The 24,826-nt window shown below is 58.8% G+C and carries 33 protein-coding genes; 23 read left to right on the top strand and 10 right to left on the bottom strand.

All coding sequences use genetic code 11. The features are described from left to right. The first annotated feature begins 50 nt into the window (after window positions 1–50). The 18 genes from JBE38_RS13540 (at window position 51) to recX (ending at window position 11,499) form a co-directional block, all read left to right on the top strand. A complete protein-coding gene (locus JBE38_RS13540; RefSeq protein WP_090366468.1) occupies window positions 51–668 on the top strand; it encodes a hypothetical protein in 618 nt (205 codons plus the stop codon). After that, complete coding sequence (locus JBE38_RS13535; protein ID WP_090366466.1) at window positions 669–926, top strand: phage tail assembly chaperone; 258 nt, start codon at window positions 669–671, stop codon at window positions 924–926. It begins immediately after the preceding gene. Between the two features lie 85 nt (window positions 927–1,011). Further along, window positions 1,012–1,185 (top strand): hypothetical protein, encoded by a 174-nt coding sequence (locus JBE38_RS13530; protein WP_162843515.1) that lies wholly within the window; start codon window positions 1,012–1,014, stop codon window positions 1,183–1,185. Between the two features lie 2 nt (window positions 1,186–1,187). Then, window positions 1,188–2,354, top strand: a complete 1,167-nt coding sequence (locus JBE38_RS13525; RefSeq protein ID WP_060753969.1) for a hypothetical protein — start codon at window positions 1,188–1,190, stop codon at window positions 2,352–2,354. Next, on the top strand, window positions 2,354–2,860 hold the full coding sequence (locus tag JBE38_RS13520; RefSeq protein WP_060753970.1) for a phage major tail tube protein: 507 nt from the start codon (window positions 2,354–2,356) through the stop codon (window positions 2,858–2,860). Before JBE38_RS13525 ends, JBE38_RS13520 begins: the two co-directional genes overlap by 1 nt. 50 nt (window positions 2,861–2,910) lie before the next feature. Continuing rightward, window positions 2,911–3,483, top strand: a complete 573-nt coding sequence (locus tag JBE38_RS13515) for a phage tail assembly protein (RefSeq protein WP_205344446.1) — start codon at window positions 2,911–2,913, stop codon at window positions 3,481–3,483. Continuing rightward, window positions 3,480–3,605 carry a hypothetical protein gene (locus tag JBE38_RS27810; protein WP_017844653.1) on the top strand — a complete coding sequence of 42 codons (126 nt, stop codon included), beginning with the start codon at window positions 3,480–3,482 and terminating at the stop codon, window positions 3,603–3,605. Before JBE38_RS13515 ends, JBE38_RS27810 begins: the two co-directional genes overlap by 4 nt. Before the next feature lie 5 nt (window positions 3,606–3,610). Next, window positions 3,611–5,278, top strand: a complete 1,668-nt coding sequence (locus tag JBE38_RS27670; RefSeq protein ID WP_240202504.1) for a tail tape measure protein — start codon at window positions 3,611–3,613, stop codon at window positions 5,276–5,278. Then, window positions 5,278–5,661 (top strand): phage tail protein, encoded by a 384-nt coding sequence (locus JBE38_RS13505; RefSeq protein ID WP_060753973.1) that lies wholly within the window; start codon window positions 5,278–5,280, stop codon window positions 5,659–5,661. The genes JBE38_RS27670 and JBE38_RS13505 overlap by 1 nt, the downstream gene beginning before the upstream one ends. Continuing rightward, complete coding sequence (locus JBE38_RS13500) at window positions 5,654–5,866, top strand: tail protein X (protein ID WP_060753974.1); 213 nt, start codon at window positions 5,654–5,656, stop codon at window positions 5,864–5,866. Before JBE38_RS13505 ends, JBE38_RS13500 begins: the two co-directional genes overlap by 8 nt. A 9-nt stretch (window positions 5,867–5,875) precedes the next feature. After that, on the top strand, window positions 5,876–6,883 hold the full coding sequence (locus tag JBE38_RS13495) for a contractile injection system protein, VgrG/Pvc8 family (protein WP_205344445.1): 1,008 nt from the start codon (window positions 5,876–5,878) through the stop codon (window positions 6,881–6,883). 80 nt (window positions 6,884–6,963) lie between these two features. Continuing rightward, on the top strand, window positions 6,964–7,155 hold the full coding sequence (locus JBE38_RS13490; RefSeq protein ID WP_205344444.1) for a Com family DNA-binding transcriptional regulator: 192 nt from the start codon (window positions 6,964–6,966) through the stop codon (window positions 7,153–7,155). Between the two features lie 9 nt (window positions 7,156–7,164). After that, complete coding sequence (locus JBE38_RS13485) at window positions 7,165–8,040, top strand: putidacin L1 family lectin-like bacteriocin (protein WP_090366460.1); 876 nt, start codon at window positions 7,165–7,167, stop codon at window positions 8,038–8,040. Between the two features lie 206 nt (window positions 8,041–8,246). Then, window positions 8,247–8,804, top strand: a complete 558-nt coding sequence (locus tag JBE38_RS13480) for a glycoside hydrolase family 19 protein (protein WP_205344590.1) — start codon at window positions 8,247–8,249, stop codon at window positions 8,802–8,804. Then, window positions 8,792–9,292 (top strand): lysis system i-spanin subunit Rz, encoded by a 501-nt coding sequence (locus JBE38_RS13475; RefSeq protein ID WP_126870736.1) that lies wholly within the window; start codon window positions 8,792–8,794, stop codon window positions 9,290–9,292. Before JBE38_RS13480 ends, JBE38_RS13475 begins: the two co-directional genes overlap by 13 nt. Window positions 9,293–9,374: 82 nt before the next feature. Beyond that, window positions 9,375–9,875 carry a CinA family protein gene (locus JBE38_RS13470; RefSeq protein WP_060753978.1) on the top strand — a complete coding sequence of 167 codons (501 nt, stop codon included), beginning with the start codon at window positions 9,375–9,377 and terminating at the stop codon, window positions 9,873–9,875. 83 nt (window positions 9,876–9,958) lie between these two features. After that, window positions 9,959–11,017, top strand: a complete 1,059-nt coding sequence (recA, locus tag JBE38_RS13465) for a recombinase RecA (RefSeq protein ID WP_060753979.1) — start codon at window positions 9,959–9,961, stop codon at window positions 11,015–11,017. 8 nt (window positions 11,018–11,025) lie between these two features. After that, a complete protein-coding gene (recX, locus tag JBE38_RS13460) occupies window positions 11,026–11,499 on the top strand; it encodes a recombination regulator RecX (protein WP_060753980.1) in 474 nt (157 codons plus the stop codon). 245 nt (window positions 11,500–11,744) lie between these two features. Here the strand turns inward: recX and JBE38_RS13455 are convergent, their stop codons facing one another. Both JBE38_RS13455 and JBE38_RS13450 read right to left on the bottom strand, forming a co-directional pair. Then, entirely contained in the window at window positions 11,745–12,857 is a 1,113-nt protein-coding gene (locus JBE38_RS13455) for an LOG family protein (RefSeq protein ID WP_205344443.1), read from the bottom strand. 298 nt (window positions 12,858–13,155) lie between these two features. Continuing rightward, on the bottom strand, window positions 13,156–13,596 hold the full coding sequence (locus tag JBE38_RS13450; protein WP_205344442.1) for a PA3611 family quorum-sensing-regulated virulence factor: 441 nt from the start codon (window positions 13,594–13,596) through the stop codon (window positions 13,156–13,158). A 178-nt stretch (window positions 13,597–13,774) separates the two neighbouring features. Between JBE38_RS13450 and JBE38_RS13445 the strand changes: the two genes are divergently transcribed. From JBE38_RS13445 to JBE38_RS13435, 3 genes are all read left to right on the top strand, one after another. Beyond that, the gene (locus tag JBE38_RS13445; protein ID WP_090366452.1) at window positions 13,775–14,524 is read left to right on the top strand and encodes a tRNA-uridine aminocarboxypropyltransferase; all 750 of its coding nucleotides are present in this window, start codon (window positions 13,775–13,777) and stop codon (window positions 14,522–14,524) included. 58 nt (window positions 14,525–14,582) lie between these two features. Further along, on the top strand, window positions 14,583–15,233 hold the full coding sequence (erdR, locus tag JBE38_RS13440) for a response regulator transcription factor ErdR (protein ID WP_060753984.1): 651 nt from the start codon (window positions 14,583–14,585) through the stop codon (window positions 15,231–15,233). Between the two features lie 69 nt (window positions 15,234–15,302). Next, window positions 15,303–15,671, top strand: a complete 369-nt coding sequence (locus JBE38_RS13435) for a diacylglycerol kinase (protein WP_201026472.1) — start codon at window positions 15,303–15,305, stop codon at window positions 15,669–15,671. A gap of 3 nt (window positions 15,672–15,674) precedes the next feature. Here the strand turns inward: JBE38_RS13435 and JBE38_RS13430 are convergent, their stop codons facing one another. Continuing rightward, window positions 15,675–16,601, bottom strand: a complete 927-nt coding sequence (locus JBE38_RS13430) for a LysR family transcriptional regulator (RefSeq protein ID WP_060753986.1) — start codon at window positions 16,599–16,601, stop codon at window positions 15,675–15,677. 125 nt (window positions 16,602–16,726) lie between these two features. Between JBE38_RS13430 and fpr the strand changes: the two genes are divergently transcribed. After that, complete coding sequence (fpr, locus tag JBE38_RS13425; protein ID WP_017529767.1) at window positions 16,727–17,506, top strand: ferredoxin-NADP reductase; 780 nt, start codon at window positions 16,727–16,729, stop codon at window positions 17,504–17,506. A gap of 54 nt (window positions 17,507–17,560) precedes the next feature. On the opposite strand, the gene tsaA is transcribed toward fpr, so the two are convergent. The 7 genes from tsaA to JBE38_RS13390 form a co-directional block, all read right to left on the bottom strand. Then, window positions 17,561–18,256 (bottom strand): tRNA (N6-threonylcarbamoyladenosine(37)-N6)-methyltransferase TrmO, encoded by a 696-nt coding sequence (gene tsaA / locus JBE38_RS13420; RefSeq protein ID WP_205344441.1) that lies wholly within the window; start codon window positions 18,254–18,256, stop codon window positions 17,561–17,563. A 3-nt stretch (window positions 18,257–18,259) separates the two neighbouring features. Continuing rightward, window positions 18,260–18,721, bottom strand: a complete 462-nt coding sequence (locus JBE38_RS13415) for a DUF1456 family protein (protein ID WP_060753988.1) — start codon at window positions 18,719–18,721, stop codon at window positions 18,260–18,262. 71 nt (window positions 18,722–18,792) lie between these two features. Beyond that, window positions 18,793–19,503, bottom strand: coding sequence for an rRNA pseudouridine synthase (locus JBE38_RS13410; protein WP_205344440.1), 711 nt, complete (start codon window positions 19,501–19,503; stop codon window positions 18,793–18,795). Between the two features lie 71 nt (window positions 19,504–19,574). Further along, complete coding sequence (locus JBE38_RS13405) at window positions 19,575–20,048, bottom strand: GNAT family N-acetyltransferase (protein WP_205344439.1); 474 nt, start codon at window positions 20,046–20,048, stop codon at window positions 19,575–19,577. 110 nt (window positions 20,049–20,158) lie between these two features. After that, entirely contained in the window at window positions 20,159–21,499 is a 1,341-nt protein-coding gene (gene rimO, locus JBE38_RS13400; protein ID WP_060753991.1) for a 30S ribosomal protein S12 methylthiotransferase RimO, read from the bottom strand. A gap of 181 nt (window positions 21,500–21,680) precedes the next feature. Then, window positions 21,681–22,016, bottom strand: coding sequence for an addiction module antidote protein (locus tag JBE38_RS13395; protein WP_090366443.1), 336 nt, complete (start codon window positions 22,014–22,016; stop codon window positions 21,681–21,683). Beyond that, the gene (locus tag JBE38_RS13390; protein WP_090366441.1) at window positions 22,013–22,336 is read right to left on the bottom strand and encodes a type II toxin-antitoxin system RelE/ParE family toxin; all 324 of its coding nucleotides are present in this window, start codon (window positions 22,334–22,336) and stop codon (window positions 22,013–22,015) included. The genes JBE38_RS13395 and JBE38_RS13390 overlap by 4 nt, the downstream gene beginning before the upstream one ends. Before the next feature lie 415 nt (window positions 22,337–22,751). Between JBE38_RS13390 and JBE38_RS13385 the strand changes: the two genes are divergently transcribed. Then, entirely contained in the window at window positions 22,752–24,653 is a 1,902-nt protein-coding gene (locus JBE38_RS13385; protein ID WP_090366440.1) for a potassium transporter Kup, read from the top strand. Window positions 24,654–24,826: the final 173 nt, after the last annotated feature.

Below are 24,826 nucleotides of genomic sequence, written 5' to 3'. Positions count from 1 at the left end.
GTTGTTTTGCATGAGTAATTCTTGGCATTTTGATAGTTCAGAGGTTCAGTATGGGTATTGAGCAGAAAATTGGTGATTTGGTCACTGCAACAGATAGTTTGACGACTGCGGTCAATGGGAAAATCTCCCAAATCGACAGCCGCATGGATGCGGCCCGTGCAGAGTTTGATGAGTTTCGCAGTAAAAAAGACATGGTGGGTGTTGTTGGCGCTTCCGGTTCAGTTCAGCTCAACGTCTTTCAAGGTGGCGTCTGGGGCACTGGTGGTCCACAAAATACCGGCGCATCCGGCGGTTTCTCTGACGTTGATCTCGGAACGTCAGAAAACGTTTATATGCACTTTAAACTACCTGTGAATATCAATACTCACGATCAAATGTTCTGGTTCAACATTCGTGGCTATAGCTACGGCAGCGCTAGTATCGTGGACGAAACTATTGTAGGTTATTGCTATTCACCTCAGCGTGCTGTCTTGAATAAAGCTGTTTTCGGGAACATGTCTCCAGGGATTTACACCGATACAAATGGCAACGTGATCATGCGTTTGAAGTTTCCAAGTATCTATGTGACCACCATTCGTGTTGACACCATGCAAGTAGGCATCGGTGGTCTGTTTGCCGTAGGAAGTCTTAAATCGAAACTGTCGCTTACTGATAAGGTGGAATTCTAATTGGACGAAATAATTGACGTGGGCTTTCAATATAAACCCAATCCTGAGTCTATTGCCCTTGCCGAGTGGGCATCCATTCGCACCTTGCGCCAACAACTGTTGGCGTCTACCGAGGCAATGCTGTCTTTAGACAACTCGCTCACGGATACCCAGCGTAGTGAGGTATCGCTCTATCGGCAGGCATTGCGTGATGTTCCGCAAGGCTCAGGGGACCCTTATAAAGTTGTATGGCCAGAGTCGCCAACCTTCCTGAAATAACCCACCGCGAAAGCGGTTTTTTTACGCCCGCCCAAAGCCCCTCTCCGTAGGGGCTTTGGCGTTTCTCACCCGGAGAATTCCACTTATGCACAACCGCCAAACCTACACCGTCCTCATCCCGTTCCCCACCGGAGGTGGCCATTGGTCCACCGTCGGCGAGGAGTTGGAACTGCTCGACGTCGAAGCATCCGCCCTGCGCACCGCCGGCCGACTGGAATTGACCAGCGTCCTTAACTCCACCCCCAAGAAGGCTGACTAATCATGGCTGAGGTTTTGAACTTCGAGCATAACGGCATCACCGTGAATGCCACCGAATCCCCCGAGGCCATGGGTGGCCTGGGCGATAACGTTATCGGTCTGGTCGGCACCGCGCCGAACGCCCATGCGTCGATCCCGAAAAACGCCCCGTTCCGTATCAACAGCTTTACCACTCAGGCGCTGCTGGACCCTACCGGTACTGAGTCGGGCACGTTGTTTCACGCGGTGTACCAGATCCTCAAGGTGGTGAAGGTGCCGGTCTATGTGGTGATCGTGGAGGAGGGCGCAACCCCGGCCGACACCGTCAACAATGTGATCGGCGGCAACGACCCCATCACCGGTCGCAAGCTGGGCCTGGCGGCCCTGAGCAGCGTGCCGGAAGACCTGACCATCATCGGCGCGCCTGGCTTTACCGGCACCAAGGCCGTGGCTGGTGAGTTCGCCGCCTTCGGCAAACGCATCAAGGCCCGCGTGGTGCTGGATGGCAAGGATGCGTCCGTCGCCGACCAAGTGACCTATAGCGGCGAACTGGGCGGTGCCGACCTCGGCTTCGACCGTTGCCTGCTGGTACACAACATGCCGTCGGTGTACTCCAAGGCCGCGAAGAAAAACGTGTTCCTGTCGCCATCGTCCCTGGCCATTGCCGCATTGGCCAAGGTCAAGCAATGGGAAAGCCCGGGTAACCAGGTGACCTTCGCCGAAGACGTTTCCCGCGTGGTCGAGTACAACATCCTCGATACCTCCACCGAAGGCGACCTGCTCAACCGTTACGGCGTGAGCTACTACGCCCGCACTATCCTCGGCGGTTTCTCGCTGCTGGGTAACCGTTCCATTACCGGCAAGTTCATCAGCTACGTCGGCCTGGAAGATGCCATCAGCCGCAAGCTGGTCAAGGCCGGCCAGAAAGCCATGGCCAAGAACCTCACCAAGTCCTTCATGGACCAGGAGGTCAAGCGCATCAACGACTGGCTGCAGACCCTGGTCGCCGACGAAACCATCCCTGGCGGCAGCGTTTACCTGCACCCGGAACTCAACAGTGTCGAGAAGTACAAGAACGGCACCTGGTTCATCGTCATCGACTACGGCCGCTACGCGCCGAACGAACACATGATTTATCAACTCAACGCCCGCGATGAAATCATCGAGCAGTTCCTGGAGGACGTTCTCTAATGTTTACCAACCGTGTAAGACAGGCCATTGCGGCCACCCTTCAAGGCCTGCCGTTGTCCGCGACGGTCAACTCCTTCACGCCGCCGAAGATTGATTTCGATATGGAGCCTATGACCGGCGGGCGATTCATCGCCGAGGAAATGGCCAAGAGCGCCAAAGTGCTCAACGCCACGTTGGAGCTGCAAGGTGCAGGCCCGGAAGTCATGCTGGCCCTGGGTGTGCGCCTGGGCGACGACATTCTGCTGAACGTGCGCGAAGCCGGCCAGGATCAGGATGGCAAGACTTACTTCACCTATCACACCGTCGGCGGCAAGCTGAAAAGCCTGGCCGAGACTGCGCTGAAAATGGGTGAGAAGCCCACCACCACCCTGGAACTGTCCTGCCGCACCTACAACCGCCTGGAAAACGGCATCCCGGTGATCGACATCGACGTACGCACCCAGAAGTTCGTGCTCAACGGCGTCGACATTCTCGGCGACGCCCGCCGCGCCGTGCTGATGCCTTAAACCCAAAGGGGCGGGCCTGCTCGCCCCCTACTTCACCAAGGAATAGCCCCATGGCCTGGATGCCACCCTTGCACCTGCTGCTCTCGCCGATCACTGCCGACACCGGCGCGACGATCGAGCAGATTCAACTCAAGCCACTGTTCTACGCCGCGCAAAAAGACGCGCTGGCCCGGGCCGGTGATGATGAGGACGACCAGTTCTTCGAACTGGCGAAACTCGCCACCGGCCTGTCGGAAAAAGAACTGGACCAACTCAAGCGTCCGGACTACGTAAGCATTGCGCAGTACGTACACGAAATGTCGACGCAGCCTGCGTCGTTCTTCTTGAAAACGCCCGAAAAAGCCAGCCACGACCAGCCCGTCCATCTGCTGTTGCCACTCGATGCCGCAGGGCGCTCCCTGACTGAGCTGGCGCTGGAAATGCCGGCGCTACGCGCCACCAAAGTGATGAAAAAACTCGCCACCAACAAAGAGCGCGCCGAGTTCATCACCGCTCATTGCACCGGCCTGATGATCCCGGATCTTGCCAACCTGACCGTGCCCGACTGGACGGAACTGCAGGAGCGTATCGACGATTTTTTAAATCAACCGGCGGACTTCTTTCGGAGCGCGACATCGAAGTGATCCTCGATGTGGTGCCGCTGATCTATTCGGTCAATGAGGCGGAGATCCTCGACTGGGACGCCGGCAAAGCATTGCGCCGCTACGACATCGCGATCACCCGCCTTGGCGTTAAACAGGAGTAAGCGGGATGCAAGAGACTCAATCTGGGATGAGGCTCGCCCAGGAAGACAAACGCTGGCTGCTTGACGACGCGGACCTTGGCAGTGTGCTGGCACCGTTTTCCGCCAGCCTTGCAGCGCCAGCAAGCCTGGATGCGGCATCGCGGCCACAACAGGATCCGCAGTCGGTGCTCGCCTCGGCGCTGGTGACCGTCAGCGTGGATATCAACGCTTTGACGTTGGAGCAAGTGCAGCTGCGCGAGGCGTTGGAAACGCTCACCCGCACGTTGTTCATTACCGGTAATACGCTGGCAACCAAGACGGTTGAGGTCAGTGGCGAGCCGGCCAAAAGTCAGCCGAAAGAACCCGCTCCGGCTTCGACCTCCTGGGTGGACAAAGGCCTGCAAGGCGCAACGGATGCCGGTAAGTTTGTCGGCAAAGAACTGCTCACCAGCTTGTGGGATAAAGCCAAGGAACGGGTTTCGGACAAGGCGCTTGATGCCGTGGCTGACAAGTTTCCAACCGCTGCCAAGTGGCTCAAGAAGGACGATAAGGGCAAGGGCAGTAACGCAGGCAAGGAGTGCTGCTGTACGGGGGCTCTGCCTGCCGGGATCCGTGGCCCGCTGGATTCAGCGACCGCTCAGTTGCCTGAACGTGTCGGCGAAACCGCCAGGGACAAGGACAGCGGCAAAGGCAAACCAAGCGCCAAGGCTAATGCGAAGGGGCCACGCGGCAAGCGTTACAAGACCCGCCAGGCAACCTCACGGTCGATCAAAACCAGCGTCGTCAGAAAGCGGGCCGATCTCAAGTCACAACTTACTGGCCTCTCAGCGCCGGTCTCGCAGCCGCTCAATGTCATGGGCCAGCCGTTGCGTGCGCTCGACAGCAAACTGGCGAGCCAGGGCTCGACCCGTCTGCCGGGCAACACGTTTGCCTCCTACGCAGCACCCTCGACGGCACGCCCCACAGCCCATCGCGCAGCCAATGGCCAGGTGACCAGGCTGTTGGACGCATTAGCCAAACCGGAATCGGCCACAGCCGGTCGCCTCGGCCCGCTGAAGGTTGTCGATACCGCCATCGATGGGGCGCAGGGCATACGCAACGGTGGCGCTAAAGCCATCGGCGCCGGCCTCGGTACTGCCGGTGGCGCATTGATGGGCGCGTCTGCCGGTTCCGCCATCGGCACCCTGGCGCGTCTCGAGTCGGCCGCCGCCCGCCGCCTTGGCCCACTGAAGTATGTCGACACTGCCATCGACGTGGTCCAGGGCGTGCGCAACGGTGACGCTAAAGCCGTCGGCGCCGGGCTCAGCACTGCCGGTGGCGCCTGGGCGGGAGCGTCTGCCGGTGCGGCCATTGGCACGATGATTTTCCCCGGTGTCGGAACGGCGGTCGGCGGTGCGATTGGAGGCTTGCTGGGCAGTGAAGCGGGGAGTTGGCTGGGGGACAAATTGTTTGGGCCAAGTGATCGATTGCCTGCGCCCGCAGACGTCAGCAAAAACCTGAACAGCGCTCAAGCCGATAACCGTCAAATCAACTTTGCCCCGCAAATCACCATCAATGCGCCAGAACCGGCCAGCCATCAACAGTTGGCAGAGTTGGTGGTGCAACAAATCGAAGCGCAATTTTCACCGCTGTCGATGAATGACTTGCTGGGGTCGCGACGTGATGCGGCACTGACCGATATTGGAGGGGTGTGATGCGACAACAGATGGCATTGGGCACGTTTATTTTCGGGCTGTCCCGTGGGTTCGCCTACGACACCCTGGACCGCGCCAGCACTGGCGGCTGGGTAGGGCTGCCTATCGTTGCCGGTAAACCCAAGTCCAGCCAGGTTGGCCAGGGGCTCGAAACGCTGACCTTCGGCGGCAAGGCCGCACGTGCAACGGGTATGACTCGGCTGGATGAGCTACGCGTACTGCAAGCCCTTCGTGCGCCGTTGCCTTTGGTTGATGGCGTGGGTCTCAGTTGGGGGCTGTGGACCATCAAGTCGGTGACCGAAAAACAATCCAATGTGATCGACGATGGCACTGCGATGGTCATTCATTGGTCGCTGGTACTGGAGGAGTTCGTCAATGCGTAGGGTTCGAAGTATTGCCGGTGATTCGGTGAACCTGCTGCTGTATCGCGAGCTCGGTCGCTGTGACGATGCCGCCGAGGAAATGCTGTGGCTGTTGAATCCGACGTTGGCTGAGCAGGGTGCAGTATTGCCGGCAGGTATCAGTGTGATCGTGCCTGAACTGGGCAGGCAACCCGTCGCGACGAAGCCAATCTCGGCCTGGGATTAAGGAGCGACCATGACACTTGGATATACGCCGGTGGTGGAGATCTACGGGGCCAATGCCGCGCTGCTCAATGAACGACTATTGGAGTGGGAGCATACCGATGCGGCCGGTTTCGTCTCGGATCATCTCAAGTTGACCCTCGATATAGAGGGGCTTGAGGGGTTACCCGACCTGGGAGGGAAAATCGGCTTGCGCGTGGGCTACCTGGAGTCCGGCCTGGTGGACAAGGGGCAGTTCAAGATCACTAAGCGCACGCCGTCGCTGTTTCCGATGCGCCTGGTGCTGGAGGCCACGGCGGCACCGTTTGACCAAGACGGGTTTAAACAACGACGTACCGCCAGTCACGGGCCGATTACATTGGGTGCATTGTTCCGCCAATTGACGGTGCGCTACGGTTATTCACCACGGGTGGCGACAGACCTTGAGGGCCAACAGATCACCCACATTGACCAGACCAACGAAAGTGACATGGCCTTCCTGACGAGGTTGGCCAAACGTTTCGACGCAGTCGCCAAACCGGTCGACGAACTCTACGTGCTGGGCCGAAAAGGGCAACTCACCTCGCTGTCGGGCAAGGCCCTGCCGGACGTGCGACTGTCGCTCACACGCGACAATCGTCCGGGCGAGCGCGCGTTTATCAGCGCCAAGTTTACTGAGGGCAGCCGCGCCAAATACTCCGGTGCACAAGCCTCATGGTGGGATGCATCGGCCGGTCAAAAGCGCGTCGTGCGGGTCGGTATCGAGCCTTTCAAACAGGTCGTGCAGCGTTACCAGAATGAAGCGGAAGCCCGTGCTGCCGCCGAGGGTGAAATGCGCCGGGTGGGCCGCGAAGGGATGCAGATCGATGTGATTTGCCCCGGAAACCCGTTGTTCGCTGCTGAAGGTCTGTTGCTGTTGGATGAATCGTGGCCAGGCTTCATGCAGGGGCGTTGGTCGATCAATACCGTGACCGCCAGTGGCAAGCGCAAAGACAGCTATCGATGCACGATCAATGCGAGTGGGTTGTCTGCCGCAGAGTAGGCCGAGCCATTGACGCCTTTCACCCGTGTACTTTCGCGCGGGTTTGCCGCCCATGGACGGGGGATGCCAGCAAAAGGAATTTGCAGATGTTGAAAGAATTCAGGTGCGGTCACTGCAAAAGACTTCTCGCCCGTGTGGGTGGGGTTACAGAGCTCCAGATCAAGTGTGTCCGATGTGGGACGTTGAATCATGTGAAGGCCTCGAGCCTTGAGCGATCGCCATTGAGCGACATGACAGCGGATTTCTCCGCGACTAATCATTCGACTCAATAGGTGACAAAAATGGCAGGACCAGAAGGACCACCTCGCGTTCAATTCACAAACAACGGCAGCCCGGTGCTACCTCCTCGTAACTCAATGAGCCCAGGCCAGTATTTGGAGTCGCCAAATAAGCGCTTCAAACTGATCCTTCAGACCGATATGAACTTGGTGCTCTATGACAACGGCACTGCCGTATGGGTTGCCGATTCCAACACTCCATACTCCAGCACCTTATCGAACCCGGTCGCAAAGGTACCGAACTCGTTCTACGTGTTCGAGTCTGGGGTTCTGTCGGACCATGTGCATGTTCGCATTTGGAGTACAGTAAACAGCACCCCGCCTGACAGCGTTGGTGCTGCCGCGTACCGAAACTTTCTGCAAGTTCAGGACGATGGAAACATCGTGATTGTCGACTCTCGAGCCATCTGGAACGGCACTCCGTCTATTCCGCTTGATCCGGGTGGTACCGCATTCCTTTTTGGTGGTCCAACGGAGTTGGTTATGGGCGTCCCGTACTTCGCCGGTGATGGTGCATTGATCTTCCAGGGTGACGGGAACGTTGTGAACTACGGTCCGAACTGGAGCGTTCGATGGGCCAGTTATACCCAGAACAAGGGCGCGGTCCGTGCGGTGTTCCAGGCGGATGGCAATTTTGTGGTGTATGCGGCGAATAATGTTCCGCTCTGGAATTCGGGCACTGGCGGCAATCCGGGCGCAACTCTGCGGTTGCAGCCAAATGGCAGCTTGGCAGTCGTACAGGAAGTTCCTGTTTGGGCTCGCTTTGGGTACACGCCGACAATCCGTCGACGGAAAATCTACTACCCCAACAACGCGAGCCCAGAGCATAACGGCACAGATCCGTACCCGACCTATGGTCATATCGGTTGGGAGTTCTGATCGCCCCGTGTCATCAACGGGGGTAACAAAAGGGTCGTGCCTGTGTGGGCGACCCTTTTAATGCGAGGAAGCCTTGCAACCGTTTCAATGCCTTGAATTTGATCGAGACCTTTTCTTTTTCTGCTCCGTCACACCCTTCGCTCTGAACTGGAGTGCTGCGGGGCCGACCTATTTCAAACATTTTCCGAAGAGTCGAGCGCATGTCAGTGTCGATAACACTTTCGCAGCTTATTCAAGTGTTGCCCGCAGCCCGCTCAAGAGCGGGCCTTTTTTTGTCCGGGCTGAACACCGCCATCGCCAGATTTGAGATCGCCAGCCCCAAACGCGTCGCTGCGTTTCTCGCGCAAATCGGCCACGAGTCCGCGCAACTGCGCTACGTTCGCGAACTGGGCAGCGACCAATACCTGAGCAAATACGACACCGGCTCCCTGGCCGCCCGTTTGGGTAACACGCCCGAAGCGGATGGCGATGGCCAGAAGTATCGTGGGCGGGGCCTGATCCAGATTACCGGCCGGCGCAATTACCTGGCGTGCAGCCAGGCACTGTTTGGCGATGATCGACTGCTGCAACAACCTGAACTGCTGGAGCAGCCCCAATGGGCGTGTGAATCCGCTGCCTGGTTCTGGCAAAGCAACGGTTTGAACGAGCTGGCCGACAAAGACCTCTTCGACACCATCACCCGGCGCATCAATGGCGGGGTCAACGGCATGGAGGACCGCCTGCAATTGTGGGCGCGGGCGAAGGCGGTGTTATGCATTACTTGACTATCGTGCGCCTGACCGGCGTCTGCCTGCTGATGCTGGTCGTATGGCAAGTGCAGGCTTGGCGCTACGGTGAGCAGCTTGAGCATCAGGAGGAGCTGCATGCCAGTGCGCTCAACCAGCAAAGCCAGGCCGCTGCGCACCAGTTAATGATGGCGCAGGAGCAACGTCTGGCCCTGGAGCAACAACTCAACGCCAGCGACCAACAACACACCCGGGAGTTAAGCGATGCCCAACGCAACCAGACTGCTCTGCGTGACCGCCTGGCCACTGCTGATGTGCGGTTGTCAGTCCTTCTCGACGCCAGCGACCCCGCCAACGGTTGCACAATGCCGGCCACCGCCACCTCCGGCGGCGTGGTTCATGCAGCCCCGCGAGCCCGACTTGACCCAGCGCATGCTCAAAGAATTATTGGCATCACCGACGACGGTGATAACGCCCTGATTGCCTTGCGTGCCTGTCAGGCGTATGTGCAGGCCGTCGCCCGGTAGTTTCTTGATGCACGCTGTAACTTGCATGGCCGATGGGCTCCTGTAGGGTAGGCGAACCCCTCGCCCATCCCTGGAGACGACCGTGAAGGAAATCACTCAACTGGCTGCTGAACTGGGCCGCCGCTTGCAGTTGCTCAATGCCCACGTCACCACCGCCGAGTCCTGCACCGGTGGCGGCATCGCCGAAGCCATCACGCGGATACCGGGCAGTTCGGCCTGGTTCGAGGCGGGTTATGTCACTTATTCCAATCGACAGAAGACCCGGCAGTTGAATGTGCCGGAAGCACTGTTCCGCAAGGTTGGCGCCGTCAGCCAGGAAGTGGTGGAGGCGATGGTCCGGGGTGCCCAGGAAAAAAGCCTGGCGCGCTTTGCGGTGGCGGTCAGCGGGGTGGCGGGGCCGGATGGCGGCTCGCCGGACAAGCCGGTGGGCACGGTGTGGCTGGCGTTCGGTGTGGGCGATGAAGTAACGAGCGAGCTGGCGCACTTCCCCGGTAACCGGGATGAGGTCCGCCGACAGACGGTAAAGGCCGCGCTGGAGGGCTTGATGCGACGAGCTGCAGCAGAAATAGAAAATCAGGGGTAGGCGATCTCGGATCTTTGTGGAACAATACTGTCTACTTATACAGGTGTTGGCCGCCAGGCCTTATTGATTACGTGAGGACTTTAATGGACGACAACAAGAAGAAAGCCTTGGCTGCGGCCCTGGGTCAGATCGAACGTCAATTCGGCAAGGGTGCCGTAATGCGTATGGGCGATCACGACCGTCAGGCGATCCCGGCTATTTCCACTGGCTCTCTGGGTCTGGACATCGCGCTCGGCATTGGCGGTCTGCCAAAAGGTCGTATCGTTGAAATCTACGGTCCTGAATCTTCCGGTAAAACCACCCTGACTCTGTCGGTGATTGCCCAGGCGCAAAAAATGGGCGCTACCTGCGCGTTCGTCGACGCCGAGCACGCCCTGGACCCTGAATACGCCGGCAAACTGGGCGTCAACGTTGACGACCTGCTGGTTTCCCAGCCGGACACCGGTGAGCAGGCCCTGGAAATCACCGACATGCTGGTGCGCTCCAACGCCATCGACGTGATTGTGGTCGACTCCGTGGCGGCCCTGGTACCCAAGGCTGAAATCGAAGGCGAAATGGGCGACATGCACGTGGGCCTGCAAGCCCGTCTGATGTCCCAGGCGCTGCGTAAAATCACCGGTAACATCAAGAACGCGAACTGCCTGGTGATCTTCATCAACCAGATCCGTATGAAGATCGGCGTGATGTTCGGCAGCCCGGAAACCACCACCGGTGGTAACGCGCTGAAGTTCTACGCTTCGGTCCGTCTGGATATCCGTCGTACTGGCGCGGTGAAGGAAGGTGACGAGGTTGTCGGTAGCGAAACCCGCGTTAAAGTCGTGAAGAACAAGGTGGCTCCGCCATTCCGTCAGGCTGAGTTCCAGATTCTCTACGGCAAGGGTATCTACCTGAACGGCGAGATGATCGACCTGGGCGTGCTGCACGGCTTCGTCGAGAAGTCCGGTGCCTGGTATGCCTACAACGGCAGCAAGATCGGTCAGGGTAAGGCCAACTCGGCCAAGTTCCTGGCGGATAACCCGGATATCGCAGCCACGCTTGAGAAGCAGATCCGCGACAAGCTGCTGTCTGCAGCGCCTGACGTGAAAGCTGCCGCCAACCGCGAACCGGTTGACGAGATGGAAGAAGCCGACACTGACATCTGAAGCAAACGATGACTGTTGTACTGGATACACTCGTCGCCGTTCGGCGCACTGCAATGGACCTGCTCGCTCGCCGCGAGCATGGTCGAGTCGAGCTGACGCGTAAACTGCGTCAGCGCGGCGCAGAACCTGAGATGATCGAAACCACCCTTGACCGTTTGACGGAAGAGGGGCTGCTTTCCGAATCCCGTTACCTAGAAAGCTTTATTTCTTATCGAGCCCGTTCTGGTTACGGCCCTGCGCGAATTCGCGAAGAGTTGGGCCAGCGTGGCTTGCAACGTGCTGATATTGACCTCGCCCTGCGTGAGTGCGGTATCAGTTGGCAGGCGCAGTTGGAAGACACCTGGCGGCGTAAGTTCTCCGGGCATCTGCCGGTTGATGCCAAAGAGCGTGCGAAGCAGGGGCGTTTCCTGAGTTATCGCGGGTTTCCGATGGAAATGATCAGCCGCTTATTAAGCGGCCGAGATATGGACGAGCTGTTGTAGTGAGCGGGCTTGCCCCGCGCTGGGCTGCGCAGCAGCCCCAACAAGGACGCCACGGTATTTCAGGAAAAACGAGGTGCCTGGATTTGGGGCGGCTTCGCCACCCAGCGCGGGGCAAGCCCGCTCACTACAGATGACCCGTTCTCATCTCATCGGTTAAAGGCGGCAGGGCTGCACAGCAGTTGCTATACCAAGAACACCAAAAAGGCCCACTATGAAAATAGTGGGCCTTTTTTTTTGCTCAAAAATCAAGCCGTCTCCGGCTCCACCCGCTGTTGGGTCTTACCCTGGGCCGGTGCCCAGTTCTCCGGCAAGTTGATGTAGTCCACCAACTCCCGCAGCCGGCCTTGATCCCGTCCATTGAAGTTGAACACCAGCCGTGTCAAATGGCTGAACCTCGGCTCGTCGTGGTCTTCGCCCGTGTAGGCAAGCTGCTGGAACTCACCACTCAGGCGCAGGCTGGCAAATTCGCTCTGCAAGTGGGCCAGTGCACGATCACTCAGCGGATGATTCATGCGCACCACAAACTCGCGTTTCAGCCAGCGCGTGGAGTGGAAGTTGGCATAGAACCGGTTGATCTCTTCTACTGCTTCTTCGGCGCTGTACACCAGGCGCACCAATTTAAGGTCGGTGGGCAGGATGTAGCGATTGGCTTCCAGCTGGCTGCGGATAAAGTCCAAGGCGCCTTGCCAGAACCCGCCCCCCGGTGCATCCAGCAGCACCACCGGTACCAGTGGGCTCTTGCCGGTCTGGATCAGCGTCAATACTTCCAGCGCTTCGTCCAAGGTGCCGAAGCCTCCCGGACAGAGCACCAACGCGTTCGCTTCCTTGACGAAGAACAGCTTGCGGGTGAAGAAGAAGTGGAATGACAACAGGTTATCGGTGCCATCGATGGTGGGGTTGGCGTGCTGTTCAAACGGCAGGGTGATATTGAAACCGAGGCTGTGTTCCAGGCCTGCGCCTTCGTGCGCTGCCGCCATGATGCCGCCGCCGCCGCCGGTGATCACCATCAAGTCTGACTGTGCCAGCATCGCGCCGACTTCCCGCGCCAAGGCATATAGCGGGCTTTCGACGGGGGTGCGGGCCGAGCCGAACACGGTCACCTTGCGCCGGTCCTTGAATTGTTCCAGTACACGGAAGGCGTTATCCAGCTCACGGATCGCCTGCAGGGTGATTTTGGCGTTCCAGCGGTTACGGTCGTCTTGAGCCATGCGCAAAACGGTGAGAATCATGTCGCGATAAAGGGGGATATTCGGGCTGTTGGCGGCTATCAGCTGGAGCTGCGCGTCGACCTGCTGTGTGAGGTCAGCCCCGTGTTCTTCAAAATGGCGAAGCAGGCGATCATTCGATTCGTAAGGCATTCAACGTCTCCTTTTCTTGCAGGGCCTGGGTAGTCGACGAACGCATCGTCGGTGGCCACGACACTGCATGTGTCATGGCGTGCCGCAGTAAGGCAGGCCTCTTTTGCCCTGAAAATGTTACAGAACAGCAGGTGAAACGGCTGTGAGCGACGATAAGGGGATGGCTTGATCATGTGCCGAAAAACCCATGGCTGGCAACCGCTTATTGGTCATTCAGCATGAAGTTTAGCGGGGGCGGGAACGCAAGCTGGGGCAAGAGCGCACCGCTGGACAGCAGCGCGCGGGGAACGAGCAAAGGTTACTTTTTCTTCTTGGCCGCAGCCGGTGCCGGGCAATCGGATTCTACGAATTTGACCGACGCCACTGGGCGATTGGTCTTGTTCTCGGTGATTTCATAACGCATCACCGCACCCTTGGCCATCAGTTCGCGGTAGCCCTGGTTCAGGCATACGCTTTGCCCCAACTGGAAATAGACGGCTTTCGGATTGTCACGCATTTGCTGCGCTCGATCAGGCTGCACGCTCAGGTGGTCGATCAGCTGCATGCCTTCAACGGTGTAGGCCACTTCCAGGGTTTTTTCATCGATTTCCCGGGGCAGGTCCTTGTTGCTCTCGGCCGCGACGCTTTGCAGCTTCCTGTTCAATTGGGCCTCCAGCAGCGAGGCCGCATGGGCGCCTGCGGGTATGACCAACGCAAGGGCGACGGATGGGGCGACAAGACGCAGCATGGAACGCAGCATGAAACTCTCCTGATTCGGTTACTGGTGCATAGACCAGCCACTGCGCTGTGCGTTCAGTGGCGCGCAATTATAGGTGACCCCTTGCCACTACAGCCAGGCGTATCGCTGGTAAACTGCTGCCACTTAAGCCTTCATCGAGTTCTCCTGTGTCGATTTATCCCTCCTTGCGGCGTATTCCATGAGCCACGCCGTCTCCCGCCTGCGTTCCGAGCGTCTGGCACGTGCTGTCAGGCCATTCCTCAATCGGGGTTCGCGTGCTGAGCGATGCCCAGGCTGCCGGGTTATTCCCCAGTATTGCCTGTGCGCCTGGCGACCCCAGGTGCAGGCCCGGTCGGCGATGTGCCTGCTGATGCACGATGTGGAGCCAATGAAACCGAGTAACACTGGCTGGTTGATTGCCGATGTGATCGCTGACACCACTGCGTTCGCCTGGTCACGCACCGAAGTCGATCCCCAACTGCTCACGTTGCTGGCTGATCCGCAATGGCAACCGTATATCGTGTTTCCCGGCGAGTTCGTCGCGCCTGAACGGGTTGTCAGCGAAGTCAGGGTGGAGGAGAGCAAGCGTCCACTCTTTATCTTGCTGGATGGCACTTGGAGCGAGGCGCGTAAGATGTTTCGCAAAAGTCCGTACCTGGAGCACTTGCCGGTGCTGAGCCTTGCACCGGAACAGCTGTCGCGGTACAAGCTGCGTCGCTCCAAGCGCGATGATCATTTCTGTACCGCAGAAGTCGCGGCGCTGTGCCTGGAGTTGGCTGCCGATCAGGCGGCGAGCGAAGTGCTGGATGCTTACCTCGATGTATTCAGCACTCATTACCTGGCTGCCAAGTTCCAGATGCCCCTGGACCTGGGGGATAGCGTCCATAGGCGCCTGACGCCCTACATTGCGACGGTATCACCAGACGACGTTTGCATGATGGCACCGTAGCCGAATCCCCCGCTAAAATGCCTCCTCGGGCACCCCAAAAAACAGGATCATTTAATCAATGGCCACATACGAAATCCTGATAGCCGATGACCATCCGCTGTTTCGCAGTGCACTGCATCAGGCCGTAACCCTGGGCCTTGGCCCCGATGTCCGGTTGGTCGAGGTGGCCAGCATCGCCGAACTGGAGGTCCGCCTCACCGAAAAATCCGACTGGGACCTGGTGCTGCTCGACCTGAACATGCCCGGTGCCTATGGTTTTTCGGGTTTGGTATTGCTGCGCGGGCAATACCCGCAGATCCCGGTGGTCATGGTGTCCGCCCAGGAAGAGGCCGACGTGGTGGTGCGTTCCAAGGAGTTTGGTGCCAGCGGTTTCATTCCCAAGTCCAGTGCCATGGAGGATATCCAGAACGCCGTGCGCAAGGTGCTTGATGGCGATGTGTCCTGGCCGCCGCAGGCATTCGAAGAGGTCAACGTATCCGACGAAGCCAAAGCCGCCCGTGACGGTTTGGCCAGCCTGACCCCCCAGCAGTTCCGGGTGCTGACCATGGTGTGCGAAGGCTTGTTGAACAAGCAGATTGCCTACGAGTTGAGTGTGTCGGAAGCGACCATCAAGGCTCATGTCACCGCGATCTTTCGCAAGTTGGGCGTGCGTACGCGCACCCAGGCCGCGTTACTCTTGCAACAACTTGAGTCAATTTCACAGCATTAAGCTGCAACGCATTCACGCTTTTTTGACTTTGCGTGATCTAGTTTCCCCACTTCTTTGGTTCAGTTGCCTATCTCTATGTCGCCTTTCAAGGGTCAAACCGGTATCAAACGTATCTTCAACGCAGGTGGCTATTCCCTGGATGGCCTGCGTGCAGCTTTCACCGGCGAGGCGGCGTTTCGCCAACTGGTGTTGCTGAACGTCATCCTGATTCCGTTGAGCTTTTTCCTGCAGGTCAGCCGGGTTGAGCGCGCCTTGCTGATCGCCGTGTGCCTGCTGGCGTTGATCGTCGAATTGCTCAACTCGGCGGTAGAGGCCGCCATTGACCGCATTTCCCTGGACCGTCATCCCTTGTCGAAAAACGCCAAGGACATGGGCAGCGCCGCGCAACTGGTGGCGCTGACCATGATCACCCTGGTATGGGCCGTGATCCTGATCTGAGGATCAGGCAATGTTCGGCAGTACGATTTCGTCGCTGCGCTGAACCCCTGCGGTGAAAGCGCGGCATAGTTCCAGGAACTCGCGCATGGCGGAGGTCTGGTACTTCTGTTTATGCCAGATGAAGTAGAACTGCCGGGCCAGGTCCAGGTCCGGGGTTTCAACCGGCACCAGGCTGCCACGGCGGAATGCATCCCTCAGCGCAAGCCGGGAGATGCAGCCGATGCCCAGCCCGGACTCCACCGCGCGCTTGATCGCCTCGGTATGTTCCAGTTCCAGGCGGATATTCAGCGCGCTGCGGTGATGGCGCATGGCTTGGTCAAACGTCAGGCGCGTGCCCGAACCTTGTTCCCGCAAGATCCACGCCTCATGGGTCAACTCTTCCATGCTCGCCACGCCGCGCTTGGCCAGGGGATGTTGCGGTGCGCAGAACACCACCAGCTCATCTTCTACCCAGGTTTGCACCTCGATGTCCGGGTGGCTGCAGTCGCCTTCGATTAGACCCAGGTCAATTTCGTAGTGCGCCACCTGGTGCACGATATGTGCAGTGTTCTGCACATGCAGCTTCACCTGGCTCTCCGGGTGCTGTTGCATGAAACTGCCGATCAGCAGCGTGGCCAGGTAGTTGCCGATGGTCAGCGTTGCGCCGACCGCCAGCGAGCCGAAGCCGGACTTGCCGTTGAGCAGGTCTTCGATCTCTTTGGCCTGGTCTAGAAGCGCGACGGCCTGGGGCAATAGTTGATGCCCGAGGGCGTTGAGACTCAGGCGCTTGCCGGCGCGGTCGAACAGTTGGCAACTGGATTGACGCTCCAGCTCGGTGATCGAGGTGCTGGCGGCGGATTGAGATAAGGCCAGAAGGCCAGCAGCGCGCGAGACGCTTTCCTGCTGGGCGACGGCGACGAAAACTTGCAGTTGACGGAGAGTAAATCGCATATCGATATAACCGATAACCCTTATCTTAATAATCCAGTTAACAGATATTGTCGCCGCCATTAGAATACGCTGCAATTGCGCACCTATATTTCTGGCGCAGACCCATTTCCAGGAGTCCCCCGTACATGAGCAACATGAACCACGAGCGTGTCCTCAGTGTTCATCACTGGAACGACACTCTGTTCAGCTTCAAGTGCACCCGCGATCCGGGCCTGCGCTTCGAGAACGGTCAGTTCGTGATGATCGGCCTGCAACAGCCCAACGGCCGCCCGCTCATGCGTGCTTACTCTATTGCCAGCCCGAACTGGGAAGAGCATCTGGAATTCTTCAGCATCAAGGTGCCCGATGGCCCGCTGACTTCCCAATTGCAGCACTTGAAGGAAGGCGACGAGATCATCATCAGCAAAAAACCGACAGGCACCCTGGTGCTCGACGATTTGAAGCCGGGCAAACACCTGTACCTGCTCAGCACCGGTACTGGTCTGGCTCCGTTCATGAGCGTGATCCAGGACCCGGAAACCTACGAGCGTTTCGAAAAGGTGATCCTGTGCCACGGCGTGCGTTACGTCAACGAAGTCGCCTACCGCGAATTCATCACCGAGCACCTGCCGCAGAACGAGTTCTTCGGTGAGGCGCTGCGTGACAAGTTGATCTACTACCCGACCGTGACCCGCGAGCCGTTCGAAAACGAAGGGCGCCTGACCGACCTGATGCGCAGCGGCAAGCTGTTCCGCGATATCGGCCTGCCACCGATCAACCCTGAAGATGACCGCGCCATGTTGTGCGGTAGCCCAAGCATGTTGGACGAAACCAGCGAAGTGCTGAACAGCTTCGGCCTGAAGGTTTCGCCACGCATGCGTGAGCCGGGCGATTATCTGATTGAGCGTGCGTTCGTCGAGAAGTAAGCGCGGTCAAAATGTGGCAGGGGGGCAAGCCCCCTCCCATATCGGGTTTGCGGTTTATCCAGCGGCAAGCACTTCCAGCACGCAAATCACTCCGGCCTCGGGATAGTGCCAACGCACATCCACATCCCAGAACTGCGCGCCATATTCACGCTCAGGCCCAGGCGTCTGATAGGCCGGCCGCGGGTCCTGTGCCAGGCATTGCTCGATCAATTCCACCAACGGCTCATTCAGCCTGTGCGCATGGCCTTGTGCCTGATGCAGGGCGGTCTTCAGCCATTGCACCGGGATTAGCGGTGGCGCACTGCTGGCGATGCTGTTGGTGGCGCTGCCGATAATGTCGGCGTAGGGCACATAGGGCTTGATATCCAACACTGGCGTGCCATCGAGCAGGTCAATTCCGGAAATCCACAGCCGACCGGGTTCCACCTTGTCCAGCTTCACCACTGATTGGCCGATGCCGTTCGGTCGGTGAGTCGCGCGGGTCGCAAACACGCCCATGGACGTGTTGCCCCCCAGGCGCGGTGGGCGCACTTTCAGGCGGGGCTTGTCTTCCAGGGCCTGATGAAACAGGAACAGCAGCCACACATGGCTGACCTGTTCCAGACCCTGCACCGCCTCACCGCCGTCAAACGGCGCCACCAGTTCCAGCACGCCACGCGCGGCAGGCGCCAGTTGTGGCTGGCGCGGGATGGCGAATTTCTCCTTGAAGCAGGAGCGCACAAAGCCGACGGGGGAGACGTTGTAACCCATGGTTCAGGGGCGAACGCGCATGGTGAGGCCCTTGAGGAAGTTACGCAGCAACTGGTCGCCGCACGGGCGATAGTTGGTGTGGCCGAACTTGCGGAACAGTGCGCTCAGTTCCGGTTTGGACACTGGGAACTCGGCGGCCTTGAGGATCGCGTGCATGTCGTCTTCCTTCAGTTCGAAGGCCACACGCAGTTTCTTGAGGATGATGTTGTTGGTCACCGGGGTTTCGATCGGTTGCGGCGGACGACTTTCGTCCTTGCCGCGCTTGAAGATCACCAGGCCGTCGAGGAAGTGAGCCATGACTTCGTCCGGGCAGAACACAAAGCCTTCTTCCTCATCCTTCTTGAGGTAGGTCAGCAAATCGTCCTTGGTCACGTCCATGCCGCCGAGCTTGATGATTTCGACCATCTTGTTGTCGCTGATGTCGAGCATGTAGCGCACGCTGCGCAGTACGTCGTTGTGAATCATGGTAGGCAATCCTGGTATTCAACTGAGGACACCGCCGTCATGGGGCGATGTCGATAAAAAGGGGCAGTGGCTTAGAATTTCTCTTTGGCGGACAGGTAGCGCCATTGGCCCACCGGCACTTTGCCGATGGACACGCCGCCAATGCGGATGCGCCGGATGGCGATGACTTTCAAGCCGACCGCTTCGCAGAACAAGGCAATCACGCCCGGTTGCGGGTTTTTCATCGCAAAACGCAGGCGGTTTTCGTTCTGCCAGCTGGCTTTGACCGCCGGCAGTTCCTTGCCTTTGTAAGTCAGGCCGTGGTTCAGGCGGTTCAGGCCATGGGCAACCATCTCGCCTTCGACCTCCACCACATATTCCTGCTCGATCTTGGCGGCGTCAGCGGTCAACTTGCGCAGAATTTTCCAGTCCTGGGTAAACACCAGCAGGCCGCTGGCGTTGGCTTGCAGGTCGGCGCTGGCGGTCAGGCGCAGGAAGTGGCCCTTGAGCGGGCGCTTGCCGAAACGGTGTTCATCCGACAAGGTTTCGGCGCTGATCGAGGCCATGGCGGTCTCGGCATCCACGCCGGCAGGCGCGTGCAGCAGGAGGGTCACCGGCTCTGGCGCGGTGGCCTTGGCCTCGGGGTCGAGTTCGACTTTTTGGGTGGTGACCTTGAACTGCGGTTCGTCGATCACTTCACCGTCCACCGAGACCCAGCCGCCTTCGATAAACAGCTCAGCCTCCCGACGGGAGCAGCCAACCAGTTCGATCAGACGTTTGGAGAGGCGTATGGGATCAGTCATGACAAGGGCCGTAACAAAAGGGGGCAGCTATTGTACCTGTGTGGGCGCGGTTAATCCCGGCTCCATTTCATTTAACCGGGTTGGGCTCGTTGCTGCACCTGGCGCAAACGCATGTGCAGCAGAGGATACGGCTGGCCCAAGCCATCCTGCTCTGCGCGTCCGATCACCTCGAACCCTTGTTTGAAGTAGAAGCCCAGGGCCTGCGGGTTCTGTTCGTTGACGTCCAATTCATCGGCATTCAGGTGCTCGATCGCGTATCGCAACAGTTGGCGGCCCAGGCCCTGGCCACGGTGCTGGGGGGCGATAAACAACATCTCGACCTTGCCGCCCGCTACCCCGGCAAACCCGGTGATGCGTTGGTTCCGGTCTTTGGTGCAGATCAGCATCACCGAGTCCAGGTAACGCGTCAGCACCAGTTCCTTAAGCAATACGACGTAACTGTCCGGCAGGAAATTGTGGGTCGCCCGCACCGAGTCTTCCCAGAGCTGCGCCAGGTGCGTGTAGTCGCTGCTTTTGGGTGTATGGATAACTGAATGCTGACGCATGCCCGCTGCCCCTTGCCGATGATCGGCGACGATGGGCAAACGATAGACCTAAAAAAGCCCCGCATCTTGTCCAGAGGCAGGGCTTTTTTAAAATATTTCAAAGGCGCTGATCAGTCGCGCTTTTCAGCCCACAAATCGTATTCGTCGGCATCGGTCACGGTGCACCAGACCTTGTCGCCTGGCTTCAAGCCGCTGGCATCGTCGATGAACACGTTACCGTCGATCTCCGGCGCATCGAAGAAGCAGCGGCCCACCGCGCCTTGCTCGTCGACTTCGTCGATCAGCACTTCGATTTCCTTGCCGATGCGCAGTTGCAGGCGCGCCGAGCTGATGGCCTGTTGGTGCGCCATGAAACGCTCCCAACGGTCCTGCTTGACGTCATCCGGCACCACGGCCAGGTCCAGCAGGTTGGCCGGGGCACCTTCGACCGGCGAGTACTGGAAGCATCCGACGCGGTCCAGCTGCGCCTCAGTCAACCAGTCCAGCAGGTACTGGAAGTCCTCTTCGGTTTCGCCAGGGAAGCCGACGATGAAGGTGGAGCGGATGATCAATTCCGGGCAGATCTCGCGCCAGTTCTTGATGCGCGCCAGGGTCTTGTCTTCGAAGGCCGGACGTTTCATGGCCTTGAGCACTTTCGGGCTGGCGTGCTGGAACGGGATGTCCAGGTACGGCAGGATCTTGCCGGCGGCCATCAACGGGATCAGTTCGTCGACGTGCGGGTACGGGTAAACGTAGTGCAGGCGCACCCACACGCCCAGGCTGCTGAGGGCTTCGCACAGTTCGGTCATGCGGGTTTTCACCGGCGCGCCGTTCCAGAAACCGGTGCGGTACTTCACGTCGACACCGTAGGCGCTGGTGTCCTGGGAGATGACCAACAGCTCTTTCACGCCGGATTTGACCAGGCGCTGGGCTTCGTCGAGGACGTCACCCACCGGGCGGCTGACCAGCTTGCCGCGCATCGAGGGGATGATGCAGAAGCTGCAGCTATGGTTGCAGCCCTCGGAAATCTTCAGGTACGCGTAGTGGCGCGGGGTCAGCTTGATACCTTGCGGCGGCACCAGGTCGATCAGCGGGTTGTGGTCCTGCTTGGGCGGCACCACTTCGTGCACGGCATTGACCACCTGCTCGTACTGCTGCGGGCCGGTCACGGCCAGCACGCTTGGGTGCACGTTGCGGATGTTGCCTTCTTCCACGCCCATGCAGCCGGTCACGATGACCTTGCCGTTTTCCTTGATGGCTTCGCCGATCACTTCCAGGGATTCGGCCTTGGCCGAGTCGATGAAACCGCAGGTGTTGACCACCACTACGTCGGCGTCCTGATAAGTGGACACCACGTCATAGCCTTCCATGCGCAGTTGCGTCAGGATGCGCTCGGAGTCTACGAGCGCCTTCGGGCAACCCAGGGAAACAAAGCCGACCTTGGGATTGGCCGTCGCGGGAGTGGTGGACATGTCTAACCTCGGTATTGAATGACGCCGCCAGTCGGGCACGACAAGGCGGTAGACGGGCGCTTGGCGCGCCTCTGATCAAAAAGTGCGCAATTCTAGCGACGGGCAACGCACTTGACCAGCTTTATACAGGGAAATACGACGAGTGCTGTATTGGGGAAACCGTACAGCCCTTACCATGCTCTTAAGCCCGGGCGTCATGCTCTGCGCGGTGTGAAACAACTTTAGACATGCCCACACCTAAAGCTTGAAGCACCTTCAAGAGCGTGGAGAGCTTTGGGTCGCCACCGATAGCGATGGATCTATAGAGATTGGCTCTATTGAGCCCCGTATTCTGCGACAAGCTGAGCATCCCACCACGAGCCTCCGCCACTCGACGAATTGCGACAAGGAAGGCGTCCTCACCCCCGGCCTCATCGATTTCCTCAAGTGCTACAGATAGATACTCGAGAGCAAAGGCTTCGTCGTTTCGGAGCATTTCGAGAACGCTGTCTTCATGAGAGCGAGTACGAATGGTCATTTTTGCTGCACCTTGTAAGATTTCCAGAGAGCCTTGGCCTGATCGATATCGTTTTGCTGTCTGGTCTTGGAACCACCGCCCAACAGGAAAACAATCTTCCGATCCTGAATTGCGTAATACACACGAAACCCTGGTCCGAAATCGAGCTTCATCTCAAAAACTCCATCACCCACGGGCTCGGTAATGCCAAAGTGGCCAAGGGACGCCCGGTCCACTCTGGTGGTGATTCTCGCTTTTGAACGCGTGTCTTGCACGGTGTCTAGCCAAGCTTGATAGATATCCACGCCATTGGCTGACAGTACGTGTTTCACTTCGTACATGAGGAATGTACCTTAAAAGAGACAGGTCGATGATTGAATTTTTTGTATCGACGGCGCGTGCCATGCGGGATCACGATTTATTGATCAGGTACGTTGGTCAAAAAGTTTTCGCTTAGACCACTGAGGCAGCACTACTGAGCCGGGCCGAAAATATACGGCTGGCCGTTAAGGTGATCAATGCAGGCAAAAAGGCTCCAAGCTGCAGTGACGTCTATGTAAAGACCGCAAAAAAAGACACTCGAATCACTTGAGCAGGGAAATACGACGAGTGCTGCGCTATGCTTCGCGCCGTTGCGCACGGGTAAAACCCCGAGGTCAATAAAACGTCTGTTACGAGAAGTAAATCAGCGCATGCTAGGGTCAGCTCAGATGCGCTGGTTATATAAGACCTCAGGTCAAAGGGCAGGAGTGGTTGATGGGTCAGGCAAGTAGTCAGGCAGCAGGTGCCGAGCATTCCAACGCAAAGCCGATTGGCATGCTGGTGGCGGCGGTCGGGGTGGTTTACGGCGATATCGGTACCAGCCCGCTCTATACCCTTAAAGAAGTGTTCACAGGTGGTTACGGGGTTCAGGTCAACCATGACGGGGTCTTCGGCATTCTGGCGCTGATCTTCTGGTCACTGATCTGGGTGGTGTCGATCAAATATGTACTGTTCATTCTGCGTGCCGATAACCAGGGCGAGGGCGGCATCATGGCCCTGACGGCGCTGGCGCGGCGGGCGGCGTCGCCATACCCCAAACTGCGTTCGGTGCTGGTGATCCTCGGCTTGATCGGCGCTGCGCTGTTCTACGGCGACAGCATGATCACCCCGGCGATCTCGGTATTGTCGGCGGTCGAGGGTCTGGAGCTGGCCTTTGACGGTCTCGAACGCTGGGTGGTGCCGCTGTCGCTGGTGGTACTGGTCGGGCTGTTCCTGATCCAGAAGCACGGCACCGACCGCATCGGCAAGCTCTTCGGGCCGGTGATGGTGGTGTGGTTCCTGGTGTTGGCCGGGCTTGGCATCCACGGCATTTTGCAACACCCGGAAGTGCTCAATGCACTGAACCCGGCGTGGGGCGTGCGTTTCTTCGTGTCCCATCCCGGCATGGGCGTGGCGATTCTCGGCGCAGTGGTACTGGCCCTGACCGGTGCCGAAGCCCTGTATGCCGACATGGGCCACTTCGGGCGCAAGCCGATTGCCCGTGCCTGGTTTGCCCTGGTACTGCCGGCGCTGGTGCTCAACTACTTCGGCCAAGGTGCTTTGCTGCTGGAAAACCCCGAGGCGGCGCGTAACCCGTTCTACCTGCTGGCACCGGACTGGGCATTGATCCCGCTGGTCGCGCTGTCGACGCTGGCCACGGTGATTGCGTCCCAGGCCGTGATTTCCGGGGCGTTTTCCCTGACCCGCCAGGCGATCCAGCTGGGTTACATCCCGCGCATGCACATCCAGCACACCTCCAGCGCCGAGCAAGGCCAGATCTACATCGGCGCGGTGAACTGGTCGCTGATGGTCGGCGTGATCCTGCTGGTGCTGGGTTTTGAATCCTCCAACGCCTTGGCTTCGGCTTACGGGGTGGCGGTGACGGGCACGATGCTGATCACCAGCATCCTGGTATCGGCGGTGATGCTGTTGCTGTGGAAATGGCCACCGGTGCTGGCGATTCCGGTCCTGATCGGTTTCCTGCTGGTGGACGGCCTGTTCTTCGCCGCCAACGTACCCAAGATCGTCCAGGGCGGCGCCTTCCCGGTGTTGGCGGGGATTGTGCTGTTTATCCTGATGACCACCTGGAAGCGCGGCAAGGAACTGCTGATGGACCGCCTTGAGGAAGGCGGGCTACCGCTGCCGATTTTTATCAGCAGCATCCGCGTGCAGCCGCCGCATCGCGTGCAGGGCACGGCTGTGTTCCTCACCGCGCGGCCTGACGCCGTGCCCCATGCGTTGTTGCACAACCTGTTGCATAACCAGGTGCTGCATGAGCAGGTGGTGATGCTGACGGTGGTCTACGAAGATATCCCGCGCGTGCCCGCTTCACGGCGCTTCGAAGTGGACGCCTACGGGGAAGGGTTCTTCCGGGTGATCCTGCATTTCGGCTTTACCGATGAGCCGGACGTGCCCGAAGCCTTGAAACTGTGCCATCTGGATGACCTGGATTTCAGCCCGATGCGCACCACCTACTTCCTCAGCCGCGAAACGGTGATCGCCTCGCGTATCAAGGGCATGGCGCGGTGGCGCGAAAGCTTGTTTGCCTTCATGTTGAAGAACGCCAACGGCAACCTGCGTTTCTTCAAGCTGCCGGTAAACCGGGTGATCGAGCTGGGCACCCAGGTCGAGATGTAAGTTTTTGCAGCACGGGAGCCGGCAATCGGCTCCCGCTTTGTTTCTGAACCCTGTGCAATCCATCGTTGTCGACTAGGCTCTAAGCACTGTTATGCAGGAGCGCGCTTGCCCACGAAAAACGTCAACGTTAACGCGTTTATCCTGGATGAGCGCGGCGCCCGTGAGGCTTTCGC

Source organism: Pseudomonas sp. ICBG1301 (assembly GCF_016918385.1).
GTDB lineage: Bacteria > Pseudomonadota > Gammaproteobacteria > Pseudomonadales > Pseudomonadaceae > Aquipseudomonas > Aquipseudomonas palleroniana.
The sequence above is the reverse complement of the archived record's forward strand: the minus strand, read 5'-3'. Positions and strand labels throughout refer to the sequence as shown.

What these genes read in the sequence shown, in the direction of transcription:
- JBE38_RS13540 (WP_090366468.1), top strand. Translation starts at nt 51, where the DNA reads ATGGGTATTGAGCAGAAAATTGGTGATTTGGTCACTGCAACAGATAGT.
- JBE38_RS13530 (WP_162843515.1), top strand. Translation starts at nt 1,012, where the DNA reads ATGCACAACCGCCAAACCTACACCGTCCTCATCCCGTTCCCCACCGGA.
- JBE38_RS13525 (WP_060753969.1), top strand. Translation starts at nt 1,188, where the DNA reads ATGGCTGAGGTTTTGAACTTCGAGCATAACGGCATCACCGTGAATGCC.
- JBE38_RS13520 (WP_060753970.1), top strand. Translation starts at nt 2,354, where the DNA reads ATGTTTACCAACCGTGTAAGACAGGCCATTGCGGCCACCCTTCAAGGC.
- JBE38_RS13515 (WP_205344446.1), top strand. Translation starts at nt 2,911, where the DNA reads ATGGCCTGGATGCCACCCTTGCACCTGCTGCTCTCGCCGATCACTGCC.
- JBE38_RS27670 (WP_240202504.1), top strand. Translation starts at nt 3,611, where the DNA reads ATGCAAGAGACTCAATCTGGGATGAGGCTCGCCCAGGAAGACAAACGC.
- JBE38_RS13505 (WP_060753973.1), top strand. Translation starts at nt 5,278, where the DNA reads ATGCGACAACAGATGGCATTGGGCACGTTTATTTTCGGGCTGTCCCGT.
- JBE38_RS13500 (WP_060753974.1), top strand. Translation starts at nt 5,654, where the DNA reads ATGCGTAGGGTTCGAAGTATTGCCGGTGATTCGGTGAACCTGCTGCTG.
- JBE38_RS13495 (WP_205344445.1), top strand. Translation starts at nt 5,876, where the DNA reads ATGACACTTGGATATACGCCGGTGGTGGAGATCTACGGGGCCAATGCC.
- JBE38_RS13485 (WP_090366460.1), top strand. Translation starts at nt 7,165, where the DNA reads ATGGCAGGACCAGAAGGACCACCTCGCGTTCAATTCACAAACAACGGC.
- JBE38_RS13475 (WP_126870736.1), top strand. Translation starts at nt 8,792, where the DNA reads ATGCATTACTTGACTATCGTGCGCCTGACCGGCGTCTGCCTGCTGATG.
- recA (WP_060753979.1), top strand. Translation starts at nt 9,959, where the DNA reads ATGGACGACAACAAGAAGAAAGCCTTGGCTGCGGCCCTGGGTCAGATC.
- recX (WP_060753980.1), top strand. Translation starts at nt 11,026, where the DNA reads ATGACTGTTGTACTGGATACACTCGTCGCCGTTCGGCGCACTGCAATG.
- JBE38_RS13455 (WP_205344443.1), bottom strand. Translation starts at nt 12,857, where the DNA reads ATGCCTTACGAATCGAATGATCGCCTGCTTCGCCATTTTGAAGAACAC.
- JBE38_RS13450 (WP_205344442.1), bottom strand. Translation starts at nt 13,596, where the DNA reads ATGCTGCGTTCCATGCTGCGTCTTGTCGCCCCATCCGTCGCCCTTGCG.
- JBE38_RS13445 (WP_090366452.1), top strand. Translation starts at nt 13,775, where the DNA reads ATGAGCCACGCCGTCTCCCGCCTGCGTTCCGAGCGTCTGGCACGTGCT.
- erdR (WP_060753984.1), top strand. Translation starts at nt 14,583, where the DNA reads ATGGCCACATACGAAATCCTGATAGCCGATGACCATCCGCTGTTTCGC.
- JBE38_RS13430 (WP_060753986.1), bottom strand. Translation starts at nt 16,601, where the DNA reads ATGCGATTTACTCTCCGTCAACTGCAAGTTTTCGTCGCCGTCGCCCAG.
- fpr (WP_017529767.1), top strand. Translation starts at nt 16,727, where the DNA reads ATGAGCAACATGAACCACGAGCGTGTCCTCAGTGTTCATCACTGGAAC.
- tsaA (WP_205344441.1), bottom strand. Translation starts at nt 18,256, where the DNA reads ATGGGTTACAACGTCTCCCCCGTCGGCTTTGTGCGCTCCTGCTTCAAG.
- JBE38_RS13415 (WP_060753988.1), bottom strand. Translation starts at nt 18,721, where the DNA reads ATGATTCACAACGACGTACTGCGCAGCGTGCGCTACATGCTCGACATC.
- JBE38_RS13410 (WP_205344440.1), bottom strand. Translation starts at nt 19,503, where the DNA reads ATGACTGATCCCATACGCCTCTCCAAACGTCTGATCGAACTGGTTGGC.
- JBE38_RS13405 (WP_205344439.1), bottom strand. Translation starts at nt 20,048, where the DNA reads ATGCGTCAGCATTCAGTTATCCATACACCCAAAAGCAGCGACTACACG.
- rimO (WP_060753991.1), bottom strand. Translation starts at nt 21,499, where the DNA reads ATGTCCACCACTCCCGCGACGGCCAATCCCAAGGTCGGCTTTGTTTCC.
- JBE38_RS13395 (WP_090366443.1), bottom strand. Translation starts at nt 22,016, where the DNA reads ATGACCATTCGTACTCGCTCTCATGAAGACAGCGTTCTCGAAATGCTC.
- JBE38_RS13390 (WP_090366441.1), bottom strand. Translation starts at nt 22,336, where the DNA reads ATGTACGAAGTGAAACACGTACTGTCAGCCAATGGCGTGGATATCTAT.
- JBE38_RS13385 (WP_090366440.1), top strand. Translation starts at nt 22,752, where the DNA reads ATGGGTCAGGCAAGTAGTCAGGCAGCAGGTGCCGAGCATTCCAACGCA.